We start from the raw sequence: 26,148 nt of genomic DNA, 5'->3' as shown, positions 1-26,148 counted from the left end.
CATTATCCTACTACTGCGCCCATTTGGAAGATTGGCAAGTACATTGCAATGACTAGGCCACCAATTAATACACCCAATACCGACATAATGAGTGGCTCCATCAAGCTAGTTAGACCATCAACAGCGTTATCAACTTCATTCTCGTAGTAGACAGCGACTTTATCCAGCATTTCTTCTAAGCTACCAGACTCTTCGCCAATGCCAACCATCTGAATAGCTAAACTTGGGAACAAGTTGGTAGATCGTATAGAGAACTGTAATTGCTGACCAGTAGATACATCACTCTTAATTTGCTGAGTTGCATTGTAAAAAACAACATTATTGGTCGCACCAGCAGTAGAATCTAAGGCATCGATAAGCGGCACACCAGCAGCAAAAGTTGTAGATAGCGTACGTGCAAACCGAGCAATAATTGCTTGATAAGCAATATTTCCAAAAATTGGAGCCTTTAGGGTAGCCCGATCCAAAAAGTCACGGAACTTTTTAGAGCGCTTTTTAGCCTCAGTAAAGCTAATAATTGATCCACCAATGACAATAATCAAAATAAACCACCATGCCTGCATCCATTCAGACATCGCTACTACCATCTGAGTAAAAGCAGGTAATTCCGCTCCAAATGATTCAAATAATCCAGAGAATACAGGTACTACCTTTACGAGCAAAATTATAGTGACAATGATAGCAACTACGATAACAGCAATAGGGTACTTCATCGCCTTTTTGATTTTTGCTTTTAGAAGCTCACTCTTTTCTTTGTAAGTAGCGACTCGTTCAAGCATCGTCTCAAGTGCACCTGATTGTTCACCAGATTCGACGAGGGAGCAAAATAAATCGTCAAAATAGCGCGGATGTTTACGCAGTGCAGAAGCAAAGGTACCACCTGCCTCAATATCTGCTTTAATTTGCAATACTAAGTCTTTCATACTTGGATTATCAAGGGAGTCGGCGACAATTTCGAAAGACTGGGTTAACGGTACACCCGCTTTCATCATTGTTGCTAGTTGCCGAGCAAAAATAGCAATATCAATGGCTTTGATGGCTTTTTTAAAGGTATAAAGTGGTTTTGGTTTTTTCTTAATTCCTTTAACCGTGATACCTTGTTTACGTAGGGTCGCTTTCGCTAGCTCTAAGTTGCGACTAGTAGTTTCGCCCTTAACTTTCTGTCCACGTCGGTTCACACCGTCGTAAACAAAATCTAACAACATATCGGTCTTAGCTTTTGCCATATTACTACCCTCAAAATTGTCCAATATATATTGTAAATTTACAATAGAATACCAGACTTAAGATACTAGTCAGGCATACTTTATTTTAGCGTAAAAAACCAGTGTCTATCTGTTTTATTTTTAAAAGTATCTGATAAAGAACATTGCTGGCTTATGAATCAGTTATCAATTAATAGGTGGGATACTAAGATTTATAATATGAATTTTATTTATTATTCAGAAGTCACTCGCATCATTTCCTGAATACTTGTGACTCCTTGCAACACTTTTAAAATCCCAGAACGACGCAAATCGCGGAAACCATTTTTAATAGCAGCGTCTTTGATATCTATTGCGTTACCATCTTCCATAATAATGCGTGAAATATCAGGGCTGACTTTCATCACTTCATAGATGCCCACACGACCTTTATAACCTTCACGGCATTCATTACAGCCGACTGGTTCATAAATAACATTATCAGTGTTATCCAGATCAGTATCAGTAAAACCAATTTCTAATAAGCTCTGACGCGGAATGCTAATAGGTTTTTTGCAGTTCTTGCATAGTCGTCTTGCCAAACGTTGAGCAATGACTAAATTAACTGATGTGGCAATATTGAAAGAGGCCACACCCATGTTACGTAGACGCGTTAAGGTTTCAGGTGCTGAGTTGGTATGCAAGGTAGAAAGAACCATGTGACCTGTTTGCGCCGCTTTAATAGCAATTTCAGCAGTCTCAAGGTCACGAATCTCACCGACCATAACAATATCAGGATCTTGACGTAAAAAAGACTTGAGCGCATTGGCAAACGTTAGACCAACTTTGGCATTAACGTTGACCTGGTTAATTCCTTCAAGGTTAATTTCAACTGGATCTTCAGCCGTTGAAATATTGGTTGCGCCAGTATTCAAGATGTTGATACCAGTGTAAAGGGAGACCGTCTTACCAGAACCAGTAGGACCAGTGATAAGCAACATGCCTTGTGGTTTGTGTAATGCCTCTAAAAACATTTCCTGCTGATCTGGTTCATACCCCAATGCATCAATACCTAACATGGCTGAGGATGGGTCAAGGATACGCAAGACAAGTTTTTCACCGAATAACGTCGGTAATGAGTTTACTCGGAAATCAATGGCTTTATTTTTAGAAATTTTTAGTTTAATACGCCCATCTTGCGGTACCCGGCGTTCTGAGATGTCCATTTGCGACATGACTTTTAAACGTGCTGCAATTTTATTCGCAAGTTGAACCGGTGGATTGGCCATTTTTTGCATGACGCCATCGACACGAAATCGTACTCTGAAAGACTTTTCATATGGCTCGAAATGTAAATCAGAAGCGCCCATACGGATAGCATCGACTAGCATTTTATTAACGAACTTTACAACAGGTGCTTCATCGACGCCGTCATTCAGCTGAGTCTCACCATCCTCTTTATCTTCATCACCGTCTTCAAAGCCAACATTTAAATCACTATCAGAGAAGCTATCAAAGCTTTGCATCGTATCTGCATATGCACTTTCGATACGCTTTTTGAGCTTACTTTCTTCGACAACAATGGTTTCTATCGACAGTCGAGAGTTAAAGGCAATCGCATCAATGGCATCAACGCGTGTGGGATCACTTAGTGCGACAAATAGACGTTGTCCCCGTTTAAAGAGTGGTAAAGCATTAAACTTACGAACGATTTTTTCATCAACCAAGTCTTTTGGAATAACATCAATGTTTAATGCATCGAGATCAAATAGAGGGTCACCGAAAGCTTGGGATAACATTTGGGCAAGTAAATAAGCATCGGCCAGGTTATTGTCTACCAGATAAGGTACCAGTCCTATTTGCTGCTGTTGCGATTCAATTTGTGCCGTCTTCATGTTCGCTTCACTAACGACACCGTCGTTAATCAGTTGCTGCGCTAGACCACCGTACTTACTGGTTGCGATAGACATTATAACCTCTCCTTTGATACAAAATATGCTGTAGACCTGCTTGGTCTTGCCCGCTATATACTTGTCGTTGCTAGTCGATAACTCGCTCGAACTATCTTGCTTTGTTTATCTTATCTACCTGTAAATCTATATATAGAACTAGCAATAATATTTGATTTTATAAACTCTGTAGTATAGAACTTTACTTTAGTTTGAAAAATTTATATATACCATTAGACGACTAGCTCGTAAAAATAACGGTCTATTGATATATTCTCTGTAGATAAGTTTGCAGAAGTGATTCTGCTCATGGTGGCACGCTACTATAGCACTTACGAATTATTTGTTATACTGACGCGCATATTAGCCGAATTGGCATGAATACATGAGACAAGGTAAATAAGTATGCAAGCTTGGGTAATTGGCAATTGGAAACAGAATCCTGCGACTAACAGTGCTGTCAATACACTATTGGACGACTTATTAACTAAAGTTAATACTGAAGAACGAGCCAACTCGCAGGCGTCAAAAAACCGCTGTAAATTAATGGTAGCGCCCAGTTGTGTTCATTTAAGTACAGTGAGTGCGCGTCTAGCAGATAGCTCAATACTCTGTGCAGCACAGGATGTTAGTACTTATAGTGCAAGTACAGGAGCCTATACGGGTGACTGCTCAGCACAGCAGGTAGCAGATGCAGGTGCTACTTGGACGCTACTTGGCCACTCTGAGCGTCGTCAATATCACAAAGAGTCTCATAAATGCCTGATAAGCAAATTGTCTCATGCGTTTTCTCAGAACTTAGGCGTGGTATTTTGCATCGGCGAAACGCAAGAGCAGTATGACAATGGTCAAACACTCGACGTTATCAATGAGCAACTCTCGGTTATTAAGGATTTACTGACTCAACAGCCAGATTTAGCATCATCGTTATCTGAAAAGCTGCTCGTCGCTTATGAACCTGTATGGGCCATTGGTACAGGTAAAGTGCCTACTGTGGCAGAAGTGAGTAAGACTCATCAGTATATTAAGCAAACGGTTGCAAGCTTTGCTGATATAACAAATACAATTACCGTGCTGTATGGCGGTAGTGTTAATGCTGATAATGCCAATAGCTTTGCTTCTGACGCTATGATTGATGGCGCATTAGTGGGCGGTGCTTCATTAAAAGCAGAGAGCTTTCTAGCGATTGCCAATGCATTTAACCAAGCCAATGCTTAAATGAATAAATAACGCTCAGATATCAAGATCATAGCTTATAGAGAGTATGGTTTTATCGGTTGGTAAAAGTAGGTTTAACACTACCCTTGCAATCGTGTACAATGCGCCTTATTTATATAGTCGATTTGGCATTTAATCATGCCGATTGTCATTTTATTAATCTTACGTTTTATTTTCCGTTATCAGTCGTCGTTACGCGGCAAAAGAGGCCACCATGTTTACGTTTATATTAGCCCTGCATATTATTGTGGCCATTGCCATGATCGGCTTGATTCTGATACAGCATGGTAAAGGGGCAGACGCTGGAGCTTCTTTTGGTGCCGGTTCGTCAGGTACCGTGTTTGGCGCAGCAGGCACTGCTAACTTCTTGACGCGTGCTACGGCAGTACTAACGGTCATATTTTTTATTACTAGTATGACACTTGCTGTTCATGCTCGTAAGCAAGCAGAAGATCAGTTTCGTCTAGATGCGCCAGTTTCAGCACCGCAAACGCCGCGTCCATTGACTCAAAATCCTGAGTAAGCCTCTTTTAAGTAGGCAGCGCTTGCTATTTTGGTAGGTTAGATTTACAATGCTTTCCTGTTTTCGCAACTCCTGTTCTATAGATGCCTACCTTAAGCATCATTGATTATAGACTGGACGATAGAGACAGAGCAGTACAATGCGATTGTGGTGGAATGGTAGACACGCCATCTTGAGGGGGTGGTGGCGAAAGCTGTGGGGGTTCAAGTCCCCCCAATCGCACCAAGTTTTACAGACGTAGCATAGCGTCAGGTTGGATTTTTAGCAGATAATACTTCTTTTATAATTAATTTAAAAAAAGTATTGACACTTCTACAAAACCTCCCTATAATATGCGTTCTAGATTGATGCGGGGTGGAGCAGTCTGGTAGCTCGTCGGGCTCATAACCCGAAGGTCGTTGGTTCAAATCCAGCCCCCGCTACCACTTTTTATACTGATGTTTTGTACACTAAATTTTTCAGTACCGATTAGCCCACCATTATGTTTGTGGGTTTTTTTGTATCTGAAGGTCAGTGTTATCGCGGTATCTATCCTACTTATGCTAAGCTCTAAGTCTATAGAGTACGATATTACTCGTCACTGGTCATCATCGGCCGCTACCGGCACGATGCTTCTTAAGCAACACTATCTTTTATTCCTCATACTTTTATCGATAGTAGTGCTTTATAAATAATAAAAGCATTGTTTGGCCGAGCTTGATGTTTTTTACGCTCGTCCCTATATAAATGCACAATATGTATCATATATTTGTGATTTAAAATTATATACTGACCGTGATTCTTATTATTATAAGATTGCTATATAGATAAGAGTCAATCTTTAATACGGTTTACTAAGTACGATAGATAAGTGAATAGGAAAATACAAAGAGATTATGAAGCTTTCGACTAAAGTTGCAGAACTGACTAATATTATTGCCCCTGCCGTGGCCGCTTGTGATGTGTCATTATGGGGTATCGAGTTTGCGCCACAAGGTCGTCGCTCTTTACTACGTATCTATATTGAGGCATTGCCAGAAGAGCAAGCCCAAGATAAACAAGTAACGATTGAAGACTGCGCGGCAGTAAACCATCAAGTAAGCGGTATCTTAGAAGTTCATGATCCTATCGCTGGTGAGTATATCTTAGAAGTATCTTCACCTGGTTTTGATCGTGCGTTTTTCTCAGATGAGCAAATGCATGCGTATGTTGGTCAAACTGTGAGCTTGCGTCTGATTCAAGCTATCGGTACAGGCGATCAAAAACGTCGTAAAGCCACAGGTACTTTAGATAGTATTGATGAAAAATCTTTAAAACTGACGTCAAGTGATGGCGAGCAGTTTGAGATTGCACTAAGTAATATTGATAAAGCCAATTTGATTTATGAAGATGCCTAGATTCGTACTAGGGTAACTGTTTATAGGTAGACAGTTTTATCTTCCAATAGCTTATGTGGCTTATAGCAACTATATAATAGCAGCACCCAAATTATAAAATTTAAGTCAATTAAAAAATGATAGGACAGGTATAGCATGAGTCGTGAAATCTTAACGGTAGTAGAAACTGTCAGTAATGAAAAGGGCTTAAATCCTGAAGATATCTTTGAAGCAATTGAAGACGCTTTGGTGGTATCGACTAAGAAAAAAGTATATACCGAGCAGCCAGAAGTGGCTGTACGGGTAGCGATCGACCGTGCAACTGGCGATTACGATACTTATCGTTACTGGACAGTGGTTGCAGATGAAGACCATGAAATGCCAGCTTGTCAGCTTGCTATCACCGATCTTGATCAGGAAGAATGGTCAATTGGTGATATTAAAGAAGAGCAAATTGAATCAATCGAATTTGGTCGTATTGCTGCTACTCAAGCCAAACAGGTCATCATTCAAAAGATTCGTGAAGCTGAGCGTGCACTAGTTGCAGACGCTTTCGAGCCGCGTGTTGGTGAGATGATGTATGGCGAAGTCAAAAAACAGACTCGTGATGGCTATATCATCGATTTGGGTGACAATGCCGAAGGTTATTTGTCACGTGATCAGATGTTGCCACGCGAACAACTCCGTGCAAAATCGCGTATCAACGCTATCTTGTACCATGTAAACCGTGAAAACCGCGGTGCACAGTTACTGTTATCTCGCACACATCCTGAAATGCTATCAGCATTGATGCAAAAAGAAGTGCCTGAGATTGCAGAACAAATCATCGAAATTCGTAACGTCGCTCGTCTGCCAGGTACTCGTGCTAAAATAGCCGTGAAGACTAATGATCATCGTATTGATCCAGTTGGTGCCTGTATCGGTATGCGTGGTACACGTATCCAAGCAGTACAGCAAGAGTTAGACGGTGAGCGTATTGACGTGGTGGTATGGTCAGATGATCCTGCCCAGTTTATCATTAGCTCTCTAGAGCCTGCTGACGTAAGCAGTATCATTTTAGACGAAGATACGCAAACAGCAGATATTATCTTTAGCACAAATGATCAGTTGGCACGTGCTATTGGCTCACAAGGTCAAAACGTACGTCTAGCGTCTGAGTTGACGGGCTATAAGCTTAATATGATGCTCGAAGAAGAGTATCAGCAACGTCAACAAAACGAATCGAAAGCGTTTATTGAATTATTCTATGAGCGCCTAGAAGTAGATAAAGATTTAGCACAGGCATTGGTTGATATTGGTTTTACCAGTATCGAAGAAGTGGCCTATGTACCAGTTGAGACTTTCTATGATATCGAAGGTCTAGACGATGAAGCGATTGATATGATTCAAGAGCGTGCTAAAGAAGTCGTCATCGCTGATGAACTGGTCAAACAACAGAACATGAAAGAGCCAAGTCAAGAGCTTCAAGAGCTTGAAGGTATGACAGTCAGTTGGGCTTATAAAATGGCGCAAAAAGACATCATTACTGTTGATGACTTGGCAGAACAAGCCGTCTTCGATCTAGAAGATATCGAAGGATTAGACTCTGAAACTGCAGGAAAACTCATCATGAAAGCTCGGGAATCTTGGTTCGATGAATAAGCGGTAACTGCATATCGCTGTCTTTTGGTGATATGCTATTGAGAATAAAGCGCTGATATCTATTTATAAGTATCAGCCTTAACCCAATCATTTGTAGCCAACAACTGAATTGAACATATAGCAAATAATAGACAGTAGGTGATAATAAATGGCAGATAAGACCGTCAAAGAACTGGCAGAAATGGTAGGCAAAACTACAGATGCTGTAAAGCAGCAATTAGTAGATGCTGGCCTGCCTGCTCGCGCAGAGGATGACCTAGTCACCGAGCTTGAGCAAGAAAAGCTGGTGACGTATTTAAAGCAAAGTCATGGTCAACAAGAAAAGCGTCGTATTAGTCTTAAATCTAAGACGACCAGTACTGCACGTGTGACCGGCTCTTCTGGTAAATCTAAGAGCGTCAACGTAGAAGTGCGTAAAAAGAAAGTATTCGAAAAGCCTGATCCAGAAAAAATGGCTGAAGAGCTAGCCGCTCGTGAGCAGGCTCTAATTGAGTCTCAAGAACGTGCAGCAAAAGAAGCTGAAGAACGTGCCGCTACTAAGAAAAAAGCGGAAGAGCGTCAAGCAGCAACGCTAGCAGCAATGCGCGCAAGCTTAGGCTCTAGCAAAAAATCAGACGACAAGAATGATGATATTTCTACATCAGTTGTCGTCAAAAAAGGCGGCAAAGCGACTGCTGAAGTTAAGCCTAAAGAGCAGCCGAAGAAAAAGGTTGCTGCTACTAAGCCTAAAGTTGAAACCGCTGCTGAACGTAAAGCTCGCGAGACTCGTGAGAAAGAAGAATCGCGTCTGCGTGAAATCGAACTAGAAACCCGCCGCACACAAGCTGAAGAAGCGCAAAAGCGTACACTTGAGCAAATGCGCAAAATGGCTGGTAAATATACAGATCGTGAACCTGTTACTGAAGTACGTAAAGATGAGCCATTGGCTGAAGGTCTGGTCGGTGATGCACTAGAAGAGTCTTTCGAAAAAGAACGTCGTGAAATCAAACGCGGTTCGAACAGTACTGGTACTCGTGGTCGTCGTCGTAAGAACCAAGATGAACGCGAAATCAAAAACCGCAAAAACGGTTTGCGTTCAACTCAGGCATCACAGCATAAATTTGAAAAACCTGTCGAAAAAATCGTCTATGATGTCGAGATTAGTGAGCAAATTTCAGTTGCCGATCTTGCTCAGCGTATGGCAGTTAAAGCTCGCGAAGTAACCAAATTACTTATGAAAATGGGTGAAATGGCTCGTGAATCAGATACGATTGATCAAGCAACCGCAAGCTTGCTTGTTGAAGAAATGGGTCACAACCCAGTACCAGTTAGTGATACTAAAGTCGAAGATGACTTACAGTACGCAGTTGATGAGCGTAGTAGTAATATCCAGACTCGTCCACCAGTAGTGACTATTATGGGTCACGTCGATCATGGTAAGACCTCACTACTAGATAAAATTCGTGAAACGAAAGTTGCGAATGGTGAAGCGGGCGGCATTACACAGCATATCGGTGCTTACCATGTAAAAACTGATCGCGGTGTTATTACTTTCCTTGATACTCCAGGTCACGCAGCGTTTAGCGCAATGCGTTCACGTGGTGCTCAAGCGACTGATATCGTTGTATTGGTTGTTGCAGCTGATGATGGCATGATGCCACAAACAGCAGAAGCGATTGATCATGCACGTGCAGCTGGTACGCCGATTATTGTTGCTATCAACAAAATGGATAAGCCGGGCGCTGATCCTGACCGTGTTCTTAATGAATTAACGACGAAAGAAGTTGTTTCGGAAGAATGGGGTGGCGATACACCAATGGCTCGTATCTCAGCCAAAACAGGCGAAGGTATCGAAGACTTGCTAGAGTTCATTAGCTTACAAGCTGAGTTAATGGAACTAGAAGCACCATTAGACGGTGCTGCTCAGGGTGTGGTTATTGAATCGAGACTTGAAAAAGGTCGTGGTCCTGTCGTTAGTGTCCTAGTGAAAAAAGGTACATTGAAACAAGGCGACTTGGTTCTAGCTGGTGAGCATTATGGTAAAGTTCGTGCATTGACTGACGAGCATGGCCAACGTATCAAGTCAGCTGGTCCTTCTATCCCTGTAGAGATTTTAGGTCTGCCTGAAACACCTGCTGCTGGTAGTGAGTTCCTAGTTGTAACGGATGAGAAAAAAGCTCGTGAAGTTGCGGACTTTAGAACCAACCGTGAGCGTGAGCGTCAACTCGAACGTCAAAATGCGATGCGTTTGGAAAGCATGTTTGATCAGATGGGCCAAGGCGATGTGTCATTCTTGAATATCGTACTAAAAACAGACGTACGTGGTTCACTTGAAGCACTACTAGCTGCCCTAAATGAATTGTCTACTGACGAAGTAAAAGTCAGAGTTATCAGTTCAGGCGTTGGTCCTATCTCTGAGTCTGACGTAACCCTTGCCGAATCTAGTGAAGCGGTACTTTTAGGCTTTAACGTTCGTGCAGATGCTACCGCACGTCGCAAAGCAGACACTGCTAACATGGATATTCGCTACTATAGCGTAATCTATGGTTTGATCGATGATGTTAAATCAGCAATGAGCGGTATGCTTGCTCCTGAACATCGTGAGAAAATCCTTGGTGTTGCAGACGTTCGTGAAGTATTCCGTTCTAGTAAGTTCGGTGCTGCTGCTGGTTGTATGGTGGTCGAAGGTACAATCTATCGCAACAAACCTATCCGCGTATTGCGTGATGACCAAGTTATCTTTACTGGTCAATTGCAATCATTACGTCGCTATAAAGAAGACGTTAATGAAGTACGTACTGGTATGGAATGTGGTCTGGCCGTTCGTGGTTATGATGTTGAAGCTGGCGATAAGATCGAAGTCTTTGAAATCCAAGAGTTCGCACGTACTATCTAAAGCTGCTGTTCGATAGCAGAGTATGTATCAATGCAATATGCGTAATCCGCTGAGCTATTTAGATACTTTGCTAATATTCAGCTGTACTTAGGCCTAACAGGTACATCCTGCTAGGCCTTTTTTAGCACATATTAGTGCCACATCTATTAATCAGCAGACTTATACAGTAATAAAATAAGCCCATTAAAGTAAGGTAATAACATGAACCAACGTTTACAAAGATTGTCGGATCAGATTCAGCGTGAGCTTGCTGTTCTTATTCGCGATGAAGTTAATGACCCTCGTCTAACGGGTTTTGTCACAATCTCTAGTGTCAAAGTTAGCCCAGATTTAGGCTATGCGGACGTCTATGTCACTATCATGGAGCCTGAGCTCAATGATGCTATGAACAAAACTAATCATGAAGAGAGCATCAAAGTATTGAATAAAGCAGCAGGGTTTTTGCGTACGGAACTAAGCCATAGCTTAAAAACACGTACTACGCCGCGCTTACGTTTTCATTATGATGAAGTAACGGCTCGTGGTAACTATATGATGGACTTGATTAGTAAGGCCGTGACTAAAACTGAGCAAAACGAGAATGACGAGTAAATTATTATTATGTCTATAGCGTCTAAGCAAGTTGATAAACAAGCCAATAAAGTACCTGATAAAGTAAAAGTTGCAGGTGTCATATTGGTGGATAAACCCAAAGGTATGACCTCGCAGCAAGTCGTGTCAAAAGTGAAGTATTTATTTAAATCACCGATACACGATAGTAAAAAGGCTGGGCATACAGGAACGCTTGATCCGATGGCAACTGGCCTGTTGCCTATTTGCTTGGGTGAAGCTACCAAGTTTAGCCATTATCAACTGGATGCTGATAAATCTTATCAAGCGACTATCTTGTTAGGTAGTCAAACCGATACTGGTGATGCTGATGGCCAAATCGTAACTCAGGCTTCTATCCCAGTGTTTGATGAATCATCATTGGCGACTATTGCCCAGCAGTTTTTGGGTGCTCAGCAGCAGATACCACCGATGTATTCAGCGCTAAAGAAAGATGGCAAAAAACTGTATGAATATGCTCGCGCTGGCATTGAGGTTGATAGACCGCCTAGAGATATCACGATTAAAGCAATCAATCTACAGATGATAGACGATACCCAGATTAATCTAACGGTTACTTGTACGAAAGGTACTTATGTACGTGTATTAGCGGAAGATATTGCAAAGCAGCTAGGCACACTAGGACATCTGACGGCATTACGTCGTACACAAGTAGGGAACTTCAGCATTGATGATGCGATCGCTTTATCATTATTAGAAGAGCATAGTTTAGAGGAGCGTCAGTCTTGGCTACTGCCTATCGATGCTTGTATTGATATCGATGCTGAACTGACGCTGACAGAGGAACAGTGCGCCCGTGTACATATGGGGCAACGCCTAAACGTATTTGATGAGCTAACAGGTAAGCTCAAAGATTATGTTACTAATATGGTTTCTAACCAGCTGTCTAATGATAGTTCTGTTGGTATCGATGATGACGCTAGTACCAATGGTAAAGCTGATACTGATCTTGATGTGCCTCAGCTCCTAGAGCACGAAATACCAGTTGATATATGTCTACTCAATGAGCAGGAAGAGTTTCTTGGTTTGGGGTCTGTGAGCTTAAACGGACGTCTACAACCTAAGAAATTGATTCAACGCTAATAGTAACGTTTTCATCAATGTTACTTAAATAGAGAAACTACCACCTAACATTGACCTGATTTACTAATAGTTTACACTAATCACATACCGTCACATTTTATTGCAGGTTTCGCCTATGGTGAAACCTGTTTTTTTTGTACTCTAGATTCATCAGATAGGGAATGCTGAGCTAAAAAATAAAAAGGATAAACATTATAAAAATAAAAAATTGCCATAAGGTTAATAAATATAATAATAGACACTTAGAAGTAAAAACCAATGCAAAAAGGACGCATTTAAATAAAAACAAAATAGTTCAAAGGAACATTTACTACCGAATAATAATAAAATTAGCTTGTAAAAATATACTGGCTCACAAAAACTAATAGATAAGAAGAAGGAAAGTTATGAAAACGATCGCTTTTTTACTACATAACCACTTCGAACAAGCAGAGTACGAAGATGTCAATAATCAGCTAAAAGACAAAGGCTACAAAACACTTCTCATAACAACAAATGATAAAAAAGAAGTGCAAGCCATGCAGCAAGACGTAGATAAGAGTGATACTTTTACTGCCGATATCTTTGCAGAAGATGCTGACGTTTCTGAGTATGATGCATTGGTTTTACCAGGCGGTACTGTCAACGCAGATACTATTCGTGGCAACGAAAAGGCTCATCAAATTATCAATGCTATTAATGAAGCAGGAAAGCCATTAGCTGTCATTTGCCATGCTCCTTGGGTTCTCATCAATACAGGTATTGCCAAAGGTAAAACCCTTACCGCTTATCCTACATTGCAACTAGATTTAGAAAATGCTGGAGCAAACTATGTAGATGAGACAGTGCAGGTAGATGGTAATCTTATTACTTCGCGTAACCCAGATGATATACCCAATTTTGTTGATGCCATAGATAAAGCATTATCTTAGAATTTTGGCTTCTAACTAAACAAATCTAATTAACTAAGTACTGTTAAATTTCAAATTTTTATAACTAACATTTATAACCATAACCAAGGAAAATACTATGTCAAACTCTAATCCAAATGATACTAAGCTTGAGCAACAACGTTCTGATTCAGCAGAAGCAGCGCTTAAAGGTCAAACTGAAGACAATCATAGTGAAAACAGCGAAGCAGCAGCAGAACGTATCGCAGCTAACTTAGAAAATGCGAAAGAAGATAAGTAGGTTTTTAATATGCCACCTGTAATAGGTGGCATCGATATGTTTATAGTTTGCACGTCTTATGATCGATGAGTGCAACGACAGTTAGTCCACAAAATAATAATTCAGGAGCTAATATGAGTAATTCACCGAACAATATGGACGAGCAAGAAAAAGAGATTGAAAAGCTTGCAGAAGAAATCAATCCAAGTGAGCATACTGCCCCAGACAGCCTAGCGGAAGTGGCTACTGCCGTGCCTCTTGAAGATGATGAACTAGGCGGCAATGCGACAGAGTCTGACGTTAACAAGTAGCCTAGGTAGGCACTTAATAGATAGTTATCTATAGAATACTAGCTACTAGAAATTAAATGTCGCTTTACAAGTATTATGAAAAACTGCTGCTAGTTCAGCAGTTTTTTGTTATAATTACCCCCACATTTAAATTAGGTTTTGAATGATGTACTGTAGTTAGCCCATTACTTTGATTAAGTACTGCTATAGCTAAATGCAATGTACGATTCAAAACATATTAAATGGTTGTTAACTGAGCTTGTCGTACACTAGGTCAACTCTAGTAATGCAGGGTTGTCCTGAATGGCGTACAGGTTATTTTATTTATTATTCTATTGCTTTAATACTGACTCAAATTGCAGCCTGTATTTAAAGTTTTTAGCATTGCCGGAGATATTTATGCTAACTAATACCGATCGTGAACAAATCATCGCTCAATACCAACGTGGCGAAAATGACACTGGTTCTCCAGAAGTTCAAGTAGCTTTGTTGAGTGCTCGTATCAATGATTTGCAGAACCACTTTAAAGCACACAAAGCTGACCATCATAGCCGTCGCGGTCTTATCCGTATGGTTAACACGCGTCGTAAACTGCTTGATTACTTGAAAGGTAAAGACCTTGGTCGTTACACTACTCTAATCAGCCAGTTAGGTCTACGTCGTTAATCTAACGACAATAGTACGAGTGGATGCTGAATTTTTTGCTAAATCGCTTGGAAATTGTTTGTTATTATCGATAAAATAGATTTCTCTAAAAACGGTGTGGAATAGTTTCACGCCGTTTTTTTATGCTTATTCGTTTTAGATACCGTGCTCAAATAGTAAGAGCTATAACTCCTTCTATAAAATAGCTAAGAGGAATATAGGTATAAACTGTATTAACCAAGTCTCAAATACGGTATTTTCTGACGATAATTGCGCTACTGTGCAATTAATTGGTCAATAGCTATAAATCACTGTAAAATAATGCCTTATGATTTTGATAGCGCATCTGCTACAGATATGGCGATTATTGATAAAATACTTATTATTTGGCTTGGTAATCGGCGCGGATAGCTGATATTTGAAAGCCTAGAAAATAGCCTGTAGGGTTTTTAGCATCGAAGTCTTTTGACTTAATGTCTTTTTGATAGTATTTATAGTAAAGCCAAAATTGCACGACCGAATATACATAATAGTACGATGTCTAACTCAGACAAATATATGAGATAACCAAGTAACGTTATTGGCATTGGTTGCGATGATTTCTAATAGAAAACATGTCAACTGATAGCCATATACACAGAATTTTAATGACAGATATCAGCTTTTTTTGACGCTGATATCAGTTTTGTCAGTCAACATTAGGAAGATTATATGACAATGTTCAACACCATTAAGCGTGAATTTCAATATGGCAACCAGCAGGTTGTTATCGAGACAGGCCGTATTGCCCGTCAAGCAAACTCTATTTTAGTACACATGGGCGGCGTAACCGTATTAGTTGCAGCAGTCGTAAAATCAGAAGCTAAAGAAGGTCAAAACTTCTTTCCGCTAACGGTTAATTATCAAGAAAAAATGTATGCAGCGGGTAAAATCCCAGGTGCTTACGGCAAACGTGAAGGCCGTGCGAGCGAATTTGAAACTTTAACTTCACGCTTGATTGACCGTCCGATTCGTCCGCTATTCCCAGAAGGCTACGTAAACGAAATCCAAATTACCGCAACAGTTGTATCATCAGATAAAACTCAGTCTGCAGATATCGCTGCACTAATCGGTGCTTCAGCAGCATTGGCTATTTCTGATGCACCATTTAATGGTCCTGTTGCTGCCGCTCGTGTTGGTTTCATTAACGGTGAATACGTTCTAAACCCAACGTCTGAGCAGCTTGAAACCAGTGACCTAGATTTGGTTGTGGCTGGTACTAAGTCTGCGGTATTGATGGTTGAATCTGAAGCGGCAGAGCTGTCAGAAGACCAGATGTTAGGTGCAGTATTGTACGGCCATCAGCAACAACAAATCGTTATTGATAACATTGTGTCAATGGCTGAAGAGATCGGTACTGCTAAGCAGCAATACTCTGCTCCTGAGCGTGATCAAGCACTTACTAGCAGCATGAAAGAGCAGTTCGGCGAGCAAGTTGCTGACGCTTATACCATTACTGATAAGCAAGCACGTTACACGAAGCTTGATGAAATTAAGCAATCAATTATTGATGCACTTGCTGGTGATGCTGAGTCAGAAACTTATGCTGATACCGTATCTGAGCTTAAAGAAATCTATAACGACCTTAAATATCGTACTGTTCGTGACAACATCTTGTCAGGTAAGCCGCGTATCGATGGTCGTGACCCTGAGACAGTTCGTGCGCTTGACGTACAAGTTGGTGTATTGCCATATACGCATGGTTCAGCATTGTTCACACGTGGTGAGACGCAGGCATTGGTTACTACCACACTTGGTAACAGCCGTGACGTCAACATGATTGACTCACTAGGTGGCACGATTCGTGACCATTTCATGCTGCATTATAACTTCCCACATTTCTCAGTTGGTGAAACGGGCCGTGAAGGTATTCCAAAACGTCGTGAAATCGGTCATGGTCGTCTAGCACGCCGCGGTGTACAAGCGATGTTGCCAGATAGTGAGCGTTTCCCGTATGTGATTCGTGTGGTATCAGAAATCACTGAATCTAACGGTTCGTCTTCTATGGCTTCTGTTTGTGGTGCAAGTCTGGCATTGATGGACGCAGGCGTACCATTAAAAGCACCAGTGGCTGGTATCGCGATGGGTCTGGTTAAAGAAGGCGATCGTTTTGCTGTATTGTCAGACATCTTGGGTGATGAAGATCATCTAGGTGATATGGACTTTAAAGTGGCCGGTTCTAAAAATGGTATCACTGCACTTCAGATGGATATCAAAATCGAAGGTATTACCCCTGACATCATGGAGCAAGCGCTTAAACAAGCCCATGCAGGTCGTATCCATATCCTAGAAGCAATGAACCAAGTATTGCCTGAGAGCCGTACTGAAATCAATGCTCATGCACCAAACTACGCGGTTATCGAAATCAACCCAGACAAGATTCGTGACGTTATCGGTAAAGGCGGCGCAACTATCCGTCAGCTAACGGAAGAAACTGGCGCGGTTATCGATATCGATGATGCAGGTACTATCCGTATCTTTGGTGAAAACAAAGCAGCGACCAAGGCAGCTATCGGCAAAATCGAAGCACTAACTGCTGAAGTTGAAGTTGGTAAAACTTATGAAGGTACCGTTGCTCGTATCGTCGACTTCGGTGCATTTGTAAATGTCTTGCCAAACACTGATGGCCTAGTACATATTTCACAAATCGCAGAAGAGCGCGTAGAGAATGTATCAGACTATCTAAAAGAAGGTCAGGTCGTTAAAGTACTCGTACAAGACGTTGACAACCGTGGTCGTATCAAACTAACTATGAAAGGTGTTGAGCAGAACTAATACTCAATATCTGATGTGGTTTAAGTAATAAAAAACCGCCTTGAAATGCTCGTTATGAGTATTCAAGGCGGTTTTTTTATGTGCTCAAAAAGACGATGACTGGCTAGCTAAAAGGCCATTTATAACTCAATGCTTTTAGGCAGATGTATATCGATACGAAGTTTTGGTAGGTCTTGTAAGTACTCAGTTAGTAATGGCAACGTATCAGCATGCCAGTCTAGGGGCAGAGTATCTGCTGTAGTGCTTTCATTGGATACGATATCACGTGGTTTGCCTGAGATAAGCGGCCGAGCAAGTAATGCAACTCTGCGTATGCCTTGGTAACGTATAAGCGGCATTATTTGCTGTTGCAAATCAATCAAGGCAGCAGTCAGCCAACGTGTGCGCGCTGGATGATAAGGATGGTTTGATATCACAAGGTTGGCAATATAGTTTGGCTGGTTACCGTTACTACTGATACCAAGTCCGACCTGCTCACGTGTACGCTTATTAAGTAAGCAGCTACCAACATTCAGACTACCATCGCGGCACGCGCGATGATAGCGACTATAATTATCAGGAAATAGAGTTTTCGCTCGTGTGAGTACAGGATCTAAAACGACACCAGCATTGTTGACAGGTAAAATAAGCAACTGCGCATTGCTATTTAAAATAGAGGCATGTGTGAATTGCAAAATCGCCATTGTAAGCCTCTCTAAAACCAAATCAAGTATACGGTTATTGAACCGTCGCTTTATTAGAGTCGTTTGCTTCTAACTGAGCAATTTGTTGTTCGAGTAGCGCAATTTGTTCGGCCTTCATATCAGTCAACTGCTTATTCATAGCCACTTGTTCAGCCGCTAACTTTTCTTGTTCGGCCAGTCGCTGACGTTCATCTTCTAAACGATCAATCTCTTCTTTCGCCAAGCTATCATTTTCTGGTAGCGGCGCATCTAATATAGCAGTAGGGTTCGGTATCGCTGTACTGTCATTATTTACTTCTTCAGAGTTTTTATCAGTGAGTACACCATCGTCAATCACAGAATCATCTGTTACTTCCGAAGTGCTTTCTGTGACTAATTCTGTCTGCGTTTGCTCAATTACTGGTGCTGAAGTAGCGTTATCTACAGGAAGTGTGGACTGAGTGCCAGACCTTCCTACAATAAGGTAGACAATGACGATAAGTAGCAATACTGAGATAAATATTGCCAAAATTTTCTGACGTGATTTAGTCTGTTGTTTCTTAGAAGTGTGGGTTGATGAAGGCCGGATGTTGTCTGGTTTCATATTATGATCGATTCATGTCAAGAATATAAGTAGCCATACTATAGCAAACTCAAAATAAAAAGCCCATCTATTGATAGATAGGCTTAATAGACCATTAAATAATAAAGGATTTAATCTGTTTTTGGATATGAGTACTAAATAGTTAAGACTTGAATTTTACAGTGCCGCTGGTGCCAGTCGCCATCGCATCACGAGCCATCTGATCTTCTAAATGGTTCTTGGCACTAATGGCATCAGGATCGGGACGGTGCTCTGTGTGTCCGCACTGAGTACATTCAATATACTCATCTGGGGCAGGAGTCACGATATTAACTTGCACCACAGCGTCCATCTCCTGACATTTCGGACAGCGCACCCCTGCTAAAAATCGGCGCTTAGGACTAGATGACTGATAACGCATTTAAATGACCTCGCAAGTCGTTTGAGTATTTGCGGCATCAATATTTTTAACATCAGTGAAACCATTATGACGTAGCAAGGCGTCGATACTGGCGCTACGACCGCGGAAGTTTTCAAAGTTGGTCTTTGCTGGGAAACTGCCGCCAACAGATAAGATGGACTCACGGAACGCTTTGCCTGTCGCTGGGTTGAAAATCCCGTCTTCTTCAAACTTACTAAACGCATCAGCTGACAGCAGTTCCGCCCATTTATAAGAGTAATAACCTGCAGCATAGCCACCCGCGAAGATATGACTGAAACCATTAGCAAAGCGGTTATAGTCAGGTGTTTGCATAACGGAGATATCATGACGAACAGTATTGAGCGTCTCTAAAATACCATCATAATTAAGTGCTGGCGTATGAGCATGAATTAGTAGGTCAAATAGAGCAAACTCTATCTGACGTAGCGTTTGCATGCCGCTTTGAAAGTTTTTCACTGCTAATAGTGCGTCTAATTTGTCTTTAGGTAATGGCTCACCAGTCTCAACATGACTGCTGATAAGGGCGATACCTTCAGCGTCCCAAGCCCAGTTTTCCATAAACTGACTAGGAAGCTCGACCGCATCCCACTCGACGCCATTGACACCAGCGACATCACCGACCGTCACTTGGGTTAATAAATGATGTAAGCCATGACCAAACTCGTGGAATAAGGTTAATACTTCATCATGGGTCAATAAACTAGGTTTGCCATCAAGTGCTGGCGTGAAATTACCAACCATAAAGCAAACGGGTAGTTGCTGATGGTTCTGTTCTTCGTAGCTATAGCGAGATTGGAAACCACTCATCCATGCACCGCCACGCTTACCACTACGTGCAAATAAGTCAAAGTAGAAGCCACCAAGCAAGCGATCATCAGCATCGAATAATTGATAAAAGCTTACATCGTCATGCCAGCGAGAGACTGAGTCACTTTCTGCATTTTTATGGCTTTGCTCTTGTACTTTAATACCGTATAGACGCTCAACGATAGTGAACAAGCCATTAATCACTTTGGGTAATGGGAAATATGGACGAATTTCCTCTTGCGATAAGCTGAACTCACTTTGCTTTACCTTTTCAGCGATGTAAGCGCTATCCCACGGTTGTAACTCGTCAATGCCATAATCGCTTGCGTATTTCTGTAGCTGTGCCAAATCTGCTTTGGCAGCAGAGGTCGCTTGCGTTGCTAAGTCACGTAAGAATGTTTCAACTTCTAAGACACTGTCTGCCATCTTGGTCGATAGCGATACTTCGGCATAATTTGCAAAACCAAGTAGCTTAGCTTTTTGTTCACGTAATGAGAGGATTTGACTCATATTGTCAGCGTTATTTAATGAGTTGCCTTTTGCATTGGTATGCGTATCAAACTCAGAAGCACGCGTAACATAAGCACGATACAGCGTCTCACGTAGGCTACGATCGTCCGCATGAGTCATAATCGCTAGATATACAGGGATATTTAAACTGGCCACATAGTAAGGAGTAGGAAGTGCATCTACATCAGCTTGGCTAAGTGCACCGCTAGCAAGCTCACGTGCTTTGTATTGCTCGCCTGCATCTGCCAATAGTGCCAAACCACTCTCTGTTAACCCCTTTAACTGAGAGTCTTCTAAAGGCAGGGCAAATGCTTGTGTCGCATCCAAGATATTGTCCGAAAAGGTTGCAGACAGGGTAGATAACTCGCTTTGGATAGCAGCAAATTTTTCTTGCTCAGCTTGAGGTAATGCAACGCCTGATAACTCAAAACTACGTAATGCCAGTTCGATTGCACGTGCACGAGCAGGCTCTAACGTAGCAAAGAAATCTGTGTCATTGACGATAGTTTGATAGCGATTAAACAAAGGCTGATGTTGTCCAACTCGTGTACCGTAGGCAGACAGCTTTGGTAGCAGTTCATGGTGAACATGTCGAATCTCATCGTTGCTCATCACACTATTGAGATGCGACAAAATACCCCAGCTACGATCTAATGCCAAATTTATATGATCAAAGCTCATCACATCTGCCAAAGCTTGTTCAGCGCTTATTTTTTCAGCGCTTATTTTTTCAGCGCTTATTTTTTCAGCGCTTATTTTTTCAGCACTTGCTTTTTCAGCACTGTCGCTTTCTATCAAAGTTAAGGTATCTAAAAAAGCATTGGCAGCATCAATAGCATCAATCACTTGGTTCTGTAACGTATGTGGCGCAGTGTCGGTAAAATCGACAAGGCGTAAATCTAAAGGAGAAGGTGTCATATAGTTATCCGGTATCAATGAATTATTATTAATAAAAATGAGAATGAGATAAGTCTGGCTACTATCGAAATATACAGTGTGTTCTTATTTTATATATAGATTATATAAAAGATGGGTTCGTTTGGTAAAAATACAACCTAAGCACTTTTATACGATTCAACTAATTAGGACAGTGCTAGCAATCTGAAAGTAAATGTCGAGATTCTGATATTTAGATTCAACTTCTCAAGATAATTATCTGAATATGTAGCTATGCTCGTTAAATCAATTCTTTAACAATATAGAGTGCTCTACTTACAAAGCGCTATCATTTGCTTGCAAATTAACCCTACAGGGAGTGGGGTATAGCTGTTAGCATGAAGATAATGGAATTTAAATATTATGCATCGACAGGATGCAAGAAAAACACGGATAGAAATTTCTACACTTATAAAAGTACATGAGTGAAGAAATACATAAAGTTAAAAATGAACGATAATAAAACAAGGAGCAATATATGAAAGCGACTCTTAAAAGTTTACGTGAAACTAAAGCGAATCCTGCTGTAAGTATCTTTGTTAAAACGCATCGTGAACATCCAGCTAATGAGCAAGATCCTATCGCTCTAAAAAACCAATTAAAGGTTGCCGAAGATCGTCTGACAAAAGAGTACGATAAACGAACAGCGACTACCATTCTAGATAATATTCAAAATAAAATAAATGAGCTCAATCACAATTATAACCTTGATACTTTAGCTATATTTGCTAGTACAGATGATGTGCAAGTCATTCGTATGCCAATTGATACAACAGAACGCGTTGTGATCTCAGATAGATTTGCTACGCGTGACTTGGTTCGTGATATGGCAAGTGCGGTTCATTATTATACGGTGGTCTTAACTCGTGATAATGCGCGTTTGATTGAAGCGTCTAACGACCGCGTTGTAAGAGAGTTCGATAAAGATGATGATGCACAAAACAATATGGAGAACATTCAGTTCCCTGTTGAAAACAACGGACTATACACAACAGGCGACGGTGGCTCAGATCGCTCATCAAACAATGAAAGCAGTCACTTAAAAGAATTCTTTAACCAAGTTGATAAAAGTGTCCAAGAATTGTGGGGCGAGCATAAAATGCCTCTTGTTATAGTTGGTGATGCGAAAAATATTGGCTACTATAAAGAAATCTGTGATCGTCCAGACAATATCATCGCTACAGTATCGAATGCGACCAATCTAGAAGACGGTAGTGCTCAGCATATCGTAGATAGCGTGCAAGAAGCCGTAGAAGAGTATCGCACCTCATTACATAAAGCTGCATTGGGCGAAATCGACAAAGCTCGCGGTGCGAATATGTTGCAGACTGACTTGCAGGAAGTATATCGAAGTGCTTTCCAAGGAGCTGGCGAGACACTTTATGTACGACGTGGCTATATACAGTCCGCTAAGATTGATGAAAAGGCACAAACGTTAAGCCCTGCCAATGATGCTACTACGGAAGGCATCACAGATGATGCAATCGGTGAAATCATCGAGCACGTCATTCACAATGGCGGCGAAGCTGTATTTATGCCACAAGACATCATGGGTGAAGATCAACCAATAGCGTTAGTAACTCGATACTAATCTGACGATGACACCTATGCGCGATGTTCATTTATGAATCAGCCATTTATGAATTAGCCATTGATAATACATAGGTGTAATATGAGAGCATTGGTTCAATACGAGCCAGTGCTCTTTTTATGTCTGTCATTACCATCACTATGGGTGCTGTCGTAGCTGAGCTATTGATCTTTACTCCATAAATAATGAGCGTACAACTAACCAAACTATGACTACCACCTCTTTTGTTTTAACCAGCTACAACATTCACAAAGGCATGTCACCGCTGAATCGCCAAGTGAAGATGCAAGGTATTGCTCAGGCGCTAGAGTCTGTGGGTTCAGACGTGCTGTGCTTGCAAGAAGTGCAAGGCCAAAACCTCAAACGCAATATGCAATATAACGAGTACCCAGATCAGTCGCAGCATGAATGGTTCGGCGAGTTTTTAGATTTGCAAAACAGTTATGGTAAAAACTCAGAGTACGAAAACGGCCATCACGGCAATGCAGTATTGAGTCGCTTCCCGCTAGATCCCAAACACAATGTAAATATTACGGTCAATAAGCTTGAGCAACGCGGGGTTCTGCACTGTGAGGTACAACCTATCGGTTGGGAGATGCCAGTTGTGGTGCTGTGCGCACATTTGAACTTGTTTGAGCGGGATCGTATCAAGCAGTATCAAGCGATTAGTGACTATGTTCGAAATGAGATTGCGCCGAATCAACCGCTCATCTTGGCAGGCGATTTTAATGATTGGAAAAAGATGTCTTGTGACAAACTGGCATCAGATCTCGGTATGATAGAAGCGTTCAAACATTGTCATGGTAAGCTGTTGCCAACCTTTCCCGCAAAACTGCCAGTACTCAGCTTAGATCGTATCTACGTGCGCAATTTGCTTGTGAAGGATGCTTGGGTACATACTGGAAAGCCTTGGTCATCGCTATCAGATCACCTGCCTATCAGTGCAGAGCTGATGCTACCCTAATACCTAACTATAATAATTCGTCTAAATGTATTATATTGGCAATCTATCGATATATGAACAATTGTCTTTATTGATCATATTATTGATTAACCATGTTCTCGATGGAAAGTGCTATTAACAGCATAACGTTTCAATAAAATGAAGACCAAGTACAGCCTAATAAACAAAATATAAGGATATTCTACGATGGCAACAGCGTCTACTACCGATAATAATCAACAAGCTAACCACAACATACCTAAGACTCAGCACGCCGTACTCATACGTGAGTTCGGTGAGCCTGAAGTAATGAAATATCAAGATGGTGCTGATGTCCCTGAGCTCCAAGACGACCAAGTACTGGTAAAAATTGCCTATGCTGGGATTAACCCTGTCGATTATAAGACCCGCCAAGGTAAAGGCTGGGGCGCGGAAAACATTCGTAAAGACAAGTTTGAGAATGATCAGCCAGCTATTTTAGGGTTTGATGTATCAGGTGAAGTAGTCAGCAGTAATAGCGATGAGTTTGTTGTTGGCGATAGAGTAGCGGCCTTGACTTTTACCGGTGGCGGCTATGCGCAATATGTGGCAGTAGATGCCAAGCTGCTTGCGAAAGTACCAGACAATGTCAGCTTAGAGCAGGCAGGTGCTTTGCCTTGTATTGGACAAACGGCACTACAGTTTGTAGATTTTGCTGATATAAAAACAGATGAGCATGTTGTAATTAATGCACCAGCAGGCGGTGTCGGTCATTTATTAATCCAATTGCTCATGAATAAGGTGGCACAAGATAACATCAAGGTAACGGTAATTTGCTCGCCAGAAAAGTATGCCAAGCTTGATGAGTTGATAGACGTATCTAAGCTGGCGGGTTGGATAGATTATACCAAAGATGAAGCGTTTCCTGATCTACAAGCCGACGTGCTGCTTGATTTAGTCGGTGACGAAGCAGGTGTCCGTGCACTTAGCGTGCTCAAATCAGGCGCCCGCGTGAATGTGTTACCAACTATCTGGGTTGATAAGCTCAAAGAAGCCGGTCAGCAAAAAAACCTAGCAGTAGCAGGCTATAAAGCGCAGCGTAGTGGTCAAGATATGGCGCGTGTTTTACAGGAAGTGGCCGATGGTAATTTAACTTTAAAAATTCAAAAAACTTATCCACTCTCAGAAGTTGTTGCAGCGCACCATGAGCTACAAAAAGGCGATGCTTTTGGCAAAATTGTCTTAGCGGCAGCTGAGTGAATGTAAAGATTTCCCAAGTATTAGGTAGTGTTTGATAAGGTTTATTAGTAAAGGGATGTCTGTTGAAACCCAGTAAACTTAACTGATGACTTAACAAATCATACAAAAGTTTTATTTTGAACAACAGAACGTCCCTGTAGTCTTTGCTTATTTATCATAGGATAGAAAGCGAACGATACTAATAAAGGAAATAATATGACTATCAACAATAAGACTACCAATAATAAGACCAGCAATGAAAAAACAGATGACCACATTGCTTATGAAGCAAAAGTTCGTGCAGAGATAGAAGCATGGAAAAACCCTGATAAAGGGATTTTGGATAAAGCGCTAGCAGTGCTTAATACCCCTGTGGTAGCAGCCGGCGATGCGTTGATGGAAGCTCCAAAATTTGGTGATTCTCTAAAAAAAGCAACTGAGGAAACGATTACTGCTTTGAGTGATGCAGCCAATTGGACACTAGATACTCAAGACGTTATCGATAGCTATCAAGAGGAAGTAGATATTAACGATTCCTCTATCAAAACGCTTGGTGACATTAAAAGTCTACCTATTGCGGCTGTAGATAAACAAGTTAAGCTTTTTAAAAGCAAATATGTAGCGCTAACCAGTGCGCAAGGGGTGACTACAGGGGTTGTAGGCTGGGCAGGTATCCCTGCTGACGTCGTTGGGCTTATTACAGCCAACCTACGTGCGATTGGAGAATATGCAACGTACTATGGCTTTGATATCAATGATGAAGGCGAACAGTTATTTGCGATGTCTTTGTTGGCTGTAGCAACTTCTGCCTCTGTTGAGGAACGTAAAGCGGCGTTAGATGACACTCATGCGATGATTCAAGATCCAGAAACTCAAGCATTCAATCAGATTAATGAAGAAGTCATGTCTCGTGTACTGCGTCAGACAGCGACTAAAGTAGCCACTAACATCGTTAAGACAAAAGCGGCGCAAATCATTCCAGCGGTGGGTGCAGTAGTCGCAGGTGGTGTTAATGCTAGCTACACTGCCAATGTGTGTGAAGCTGCTTATCAGTGTTACCGTGAGCGTTTTTTAGATCGTCTAGCATAAGAGTTAGATGGCTCGTTAAGTCAGCGATAGTA

Annotated in this window: 22 protein-coding genes and 2 tRNA genes; 18 read left to right on the top strand and 6 right to left on the bottom strand. The window is 41.4% G+C overall.

The window, feature by feature from the left end; all coding sequences use genetic code 11:
- Positions 1 to 2: 2 nt before the first annotated feature.
- Together CXF61_RS03020 and pilB are read right to left on the bottom strand one after the other, a co-directional pair.
- Positions 3 to 1,226 carry a type II secretion system F family protein gene (locus tag CXF61_RS03020; protein ID WP_165597096.1) on the bottom strand — a complete coding sequence of 408 codons (1,224 nt, stop codon included), beginning with the start codon at positions 1,224 to 1,226 and terminating at the stop codon, positions 3 to 5.
- A gap of 212 nt (positions 1,227 to 1,438) precedes the next feature.
- Positions 1,439 to 3,154, bottom strand: coding sequence for a type IV-A pilus assembly ATPase PilB (gene pilB, locus CXF61_RS03015; protein ID WP_165597095.1), 1,716 nt, complete (start codon positions 3,152 to 3,154; stop codon positions 1,439 to 1,441).
- Positions 3,155 to 3,538: 384 nt separating this feature from the next.
- Here pilB and tpiA point away from each other — a divergent pair, with 384 nt between their 5' ends.
- From tpiA to pnp, 14 genes are all read left to right on the top strand, one after another.
- Positions 3,539 to 4,351, top strand: a complete 813-nt coding sequence (gene tpiA, locus CXF61_RS03010) for a triose-phosphate isomerase (RefSeq protein WP_165597094.1) — start codon at positions 3,539 to 3,541, stop codon at positions 4,349 to 4,351.
- Positions 4,352 to 4,565: 214 nt separating this feature from the next.
- Positions 4,566 to 4,874: a preprotein translocase subunit SecG gene (gene secG, locus CXF61_RS03005; protein WP_021814138.1), complete on the top strand. Its 309-nt coding sequence runs from the start codon at positions 4,566 to 4,568 to the stop codon at positions 4,872 to 4,874.
- A 141-nt stretch (positions 4,875 to 5,015) separates the two neighbouring features.
- A tRNA-Leu gene (locus tag CXF61_RS03000) sits at positions 5,016 to 5,099 on the top strand.
- Positions 5,100 to 5,222: 123 nt separating this feature from the next.
- Positions 5,223 to 5,299, top strand: a tRNA-Met gene (locus CXF61_RS02995).
- 450 nt (positions 5,300 to 5,749) lie between these two features.
- Positions 5,750 to 6,250, top strand: coding sequence for a ribosome maturation factor RimP (rimP, locus tag CXF61_RS02990; protein ID WP_165597093.1), 501 nt, complete (start codon positions 5,750 to 5,752; stop codon positions 6,248 to 6,250).
- 135 nt (positions 6,251 to 6,385) lie between these two features.
- Complete coding sequence (gene nusA / locus CXF61_RS02985) at positions 6,386 to 7,870, top strand: transcription termination factor NusA (protein ID WP_057757751.1); 1,485 nt, start codon at positions 6,386 to 6,388, stop codon at positions 7,868 to 7,870.
- 148 nt (positions 7,871 to 8,018) lie between these two features.
- Positions 8,019 to 10,745, top strand: a complete 2,727-nt coding sequence (gene infB, locus CXF61_RS02980; protein WP_165597092.1) for a translation initiation factor IF-2 — start codon at positions 8,019 to 8,021, stop codon at positions 10,743 to 10,745.
- Between the two features lie 201 nt (positions 10,746 to 10,946).
- The gene (locus tag CXF61_RS02975) at positions 10,947 to 11,336 is read left to right on the top strand and encodes a ribosome-binding factor A (RefSeq protein ID WP_102078739.1); all 390 of its coding nucleotides are present in this window, start codon (positions 10,947 to 10,949) and stop codon (positions 11,334 to 11,336) included.
- A 9-nt stretch (positions 11,337 to 11,345) separates the two neighbouring features.
- On the top strand, positions 11,346 to 12,437 hold the full coding sequence (gene truB, locus CXF61_RS02970; protein WP_165597091.1) for a tRNA pseudouridine(55) synthase TruB: 1,092 nt from the start codon (positions 11,346 to 11,348) through the stop codon (positions 12,435 to 12,437).
- Positions 12,438 to 12,823: 386 nt separating this feature from the next.
- Positions 12,824 to 13,348 (top strand): type 1 glutamine amidotransferase domain-containing protein, encoded by a 525-nt coding sequence (locus CXF61_RS02965; protein ID WP_165597090.1) that lies wholly within the window; start codon positions 12,824 to 12,826, stop codon positions 13,346 to 13,348.
- 97 nt (positions 13,349 to 13,445) lie between these two features.
- The gene (locus CXF61_RS02960) at positions 13,446 to 13,607 is read left to right on the top strand and encodes a hypothetical protein (protein WP_162799524.1); all 162 of its coding nucleotides are present in this window, start codon (positions 13,446 to 13,448) and stop codon (positions 13,605 to 13,607) included.
- Positions 13,608 to 13,720: 113 nt separating this feature from the next.
- Entirely contained in the window at positions 13,721 to 13,897 is a 177-nt protein-coding gene (locus CXF61_RS14010; RefSeq protein ID WP_193834171.1) for a hypothetical protein, read from the top strand.
- A 378-nt stretch (positions 13,898 to 14,275) separates the two neighbouring features.
- A complete protein-coding gene (gene rpsO / locus CXF61_RS02955; protein ID WP_045443035.1) occupies positions 14,276 to 14,542 on the top strand; it encodes a 30S ribosomal protein S15 in 267 nt (88 codons plus the stop codon).
- Between the two features lie 690 nt (positions 14,543 to 15,232).
- A complete protein-coding gene (gene pnp, locus CXF61_RS02950) occupies positions 15,233 to 17,335 on the top strand; it encodes a polyribonucleotide nucleotidyltransferase (RefSeq protein WP_165597089.1) in 2,103 nt (700 codons plus the stop codon).
- Positions 17,336 to 17,454: 119 nt separating this feature from the next.
- Here the strand turns inward: pnp and CXF61_RS02945 are convergent, their stop codons facing one another.
- The 4 genes from CXF61_RS02945 to CXF61_RS02930 all read right to left on the bottom strand — a co-directional run bounded on the left by CXF61_RS02945 (position 17,455) and on the right by CXF61_RS02930 (position 21,257).
- On the bottom strand, positions 17,455 to 18,018 hold the full coding sequence (locus CXF61_RS02945; protein WP_165597088.1) for a hypothetical protein: 564 nt from the start codon (positions 18,016 to 18,018) through the stop codon (positions 17,455 to 17,457).
- A gap of 34 nt (positions 18,019 to 18,052) precedes the next feature.
- Complete coding sequence (locus tag CXF61_RS02940; RefSeq protein ID WP_165597087.1) at positions 18,053 to 18,601, bottom strand: hypothetical protein; 549 nt, start codon at positions 18,599 to 18,601, stop codon at positions 18,053 to 18,055.
- A 142-nt stretch (positions 18,602 to 18,743) separates the two neighbouring features.
- Complete coding sequence (locus CXF61_RS02935; protein ID WP_101204656.1) at positions 18,744 to 19,001, bottom strand: YheV family putative zinc ribbon protein; 258 nt, start codon at positions 18,999 to 19,001, stop codon at positions 18,744 to 18,746.
- Positions 19,002 to 21,257 (bottom strand): M3 family metallopeptidase, encoded by a 2,256-nt coding sequence (locus CXF61_RS02930; RefSeq protein ID WP_165597086.1) that lies wholly within the window; start codon positions 21,255 to 21,257, stop codon positions 19,002 to 19,004.
- A gap of 496 nt (positions 21,258 to 21,753) precedes the next feature.
- Here CXF61_RS02930 and CXF61_RS02925 point away from each other — a divergent pair, with 496 nt between their 5' ends.
- The 4 genes from CXF61_RS02925 to CXF61_RS02910 all read left to right on the top strand — a co-directional run bounded on the left by CXF61_RS02925 (position 21,754) and on the right by CXF61_RS02910 (position 26,116).
- Complete coding sequence (locus CXF61_RS02925; RefSeq protein WP_160023625.1) at positions 21,754 to 22,866, top strand: AOC03_06830 family ribosome hibernation factor; 1,113 nt, start codon at positions 21,754 to 21,756, stop codon at positions 22,864 to 22,866.
- Between the two features lie 208 nt (positions 22,867 to 23,074).
- Positions 23,075 to 23,830, top strand: coding sequence for an endonuclease/exonuclease/phosphatase family protein (locus tag CXF61_RS02920; protein ID WP_102091367.1), 756 nt, complete (start codon positions 23,075 to 23,077; stop codon positions 23,828 to 23,830).
- 186 nt (positions 23,831 to 24,016) lie between these two features.
- A complete protein-coding gene (locus CXF61_RS02915) occupies positions 24,017 to 25,048 on the top strand; it encodes an NADP-dependent oxidoreductase (RefSeq protein ID WP_160023623.1) in 1,032 nt (343 codons plus the stop codon).
- 195 nt (positions 25,049 to 25,243) lie between these two features.
- Positions 25,244 to 26,116 (top strand): EcsC family protein, encoded by an 873-nt coding sequence (locus tag CXF61_RS02910; RefSeq protein WP_165597085.1) that lies wholly within the window; start codon positions 25,244 to 25,246, stop codon positions 26,114 to 26,116.
- The last annotated feature ends 32 nt before the right edge of the window (positions 26,117 to 26,148 follow it).

It is taken from the genome of Psychrobacter sp. 4Dc (assembly GCF_002836715.1).
Taxonomy (GTDB): domain Bacteria; phylum Pseudomonadota; class Gammaproteobacteria; order Pseudomonadales; family Moraxellaceae; genus Psychrobacter.
The sequence above is the reverse complement of the archived record's forward strand: the minus strand, read 5'-3'. Positions and strand labels throughout refer to the sequence as shown.

Bases quoted from the DNA above. Each gene is read 5' to 3' on its own strand.
- CXF61_RS03020 (WP_165597096.1), bottom strand. From the start codon at position 1,226: ATGGCAAAAGCTAAGACCGATATGTTGTTAGATTTTGTTTACGACGGT.
- pilB (WP_165597095.1), bottom strand. From the start codon at position 3,154: ATGTCTATCGCAACCAGTAAGTACGGTGGTCTAGCGCAGCAACTGATT.
- tpiA (WP_165597094.1), top strand. From the start codon at position 3,539: ATGCAAGCTTGGGTAATTGGCAATTGGAAACAGAATCCTGCGACTAAC.
- secG (WP_021814138.1), top strand. From the start codon at position 4,566: ATGTTTACGTTTATATTAGCCCTGCATATTATTGTGGCCATTGCCATG.
- rimP (WP_165597093.1), top strand. From the start codon at position 5,750: ATGAAGCTTTCGACTAAAGTTGCAGAACTGACTAATATTATTGCCCCT.
- nusA (WP_057757751.1), top strand. From the start codon at position 6,386: ATGAGTCGTGAAATCTTAACGGTAGTAGAAACTGTCAGTAATGAAAAG.
- infB (WP_165597092.1), top strand. From the start codon at position 8,019: ATGGCAGATAAGACCGTCAAAGAACTGGCAGAAATGGTAGGCAAAACT.
- CXF61_RS02975 (WP_102078739.1), top strand. From the start codon at position 10,947: ATGAACCAACGTTTACAAAGATTGTCGGATCAGATTCAGCGTGAGCTT.
- truB (WP_165597091.1), top strand. From the start codon at position 11,346: ATGTCTATAGCGTCTAAGCAAGTTGATAAACAAGCCAATAAAGTACCT.
- CXF61_RS02965 (WP_165597090.1), top strand. From the start codon at position 12,824: ATGAAAACGATCGCTTTTTTACTACATAACCACTTCGAACAAGCAGAG.
- CXF61_RS02960 (WP_162799524.1), top strand. From the start codon at position 13,446: ATGTCAAACTCTAATCCAAATGATACTAAGCTTGAGCAACAACGTTCT.
- CXF61_RS14010 (WP_193834171.1), top strand. From the start codon at position 13,721: ATGAGTAATTCACCGAACAATATGGACGAGCAAGAAAAAGAGATTGAA.
- rpsO (WP_045443035.1), top strand. From the start codon at position 14,276: ATGCTAACTAATACCGATCGTGAACAAATCATCGCTCAATACCAACGT.
- pnp (WP_165597089.1), top strand. From the start codon at position 15,233: ATGACAATGTTCAACACCATTAAGCGTGAATTTCAATATGGCAACCAG.
- CXF61_RS02945 (WP_165597088.1), bottom strand. From the start codon at position 18,018: ATGGCGATTTTGCAATTCACACATGCCTCTATTTTAAATAGCAATGCG.
- CXF61_RS02940 (WP_165597087.1), bottom strand. From the start codon at position 18,601: ATGAAACCAGACAACATCCGGCCTTCATCAACCCACACTTCTAAGAAA.
- CXF61_RS02935 (WP_101204656.1), bottom strand. From the start codon at position 19,001: ATGCGTTATCAGTCATCTAGTCCTAAGCGCCGATTTTTAGCAGGGGTG.
- CXF61_RS02930 (WP_165597086.1), bottom strand. From the start codon at position 21,257: ATGACACCTTCTCCTTTAGATTTACGCCTTGTCGATTTTACCGACACT.
- CXF61_RS02925 (WP_160023625.1), top strand. From the start codon at position 21,754: ATGAAAGCGACTCTTAAAAGTTTACGTGAAACTAAAGCGAATCCTGCT.
- CXF61_RS02920 (WP_102091367.1), top strand. From the start codon at position 23,075: ATGACTACCACCTCTTTTGTTTTAACCAGCTACAACATTCACAAAGGC.
- CXF61_RS02915 (WP_160023623.1), top strand. From the start codon at position 24,017: ATGGCAACAGCGTCTACTACCGATAATAATCAACAAGCTAACCACAAC.
- CXF61_RS02910 (WP_165597085.1), top strand. From the start codon at position 25,244: ATGACTATCAACAATAAGACTACCAATAATAAGACCAGCAATGAAAAA.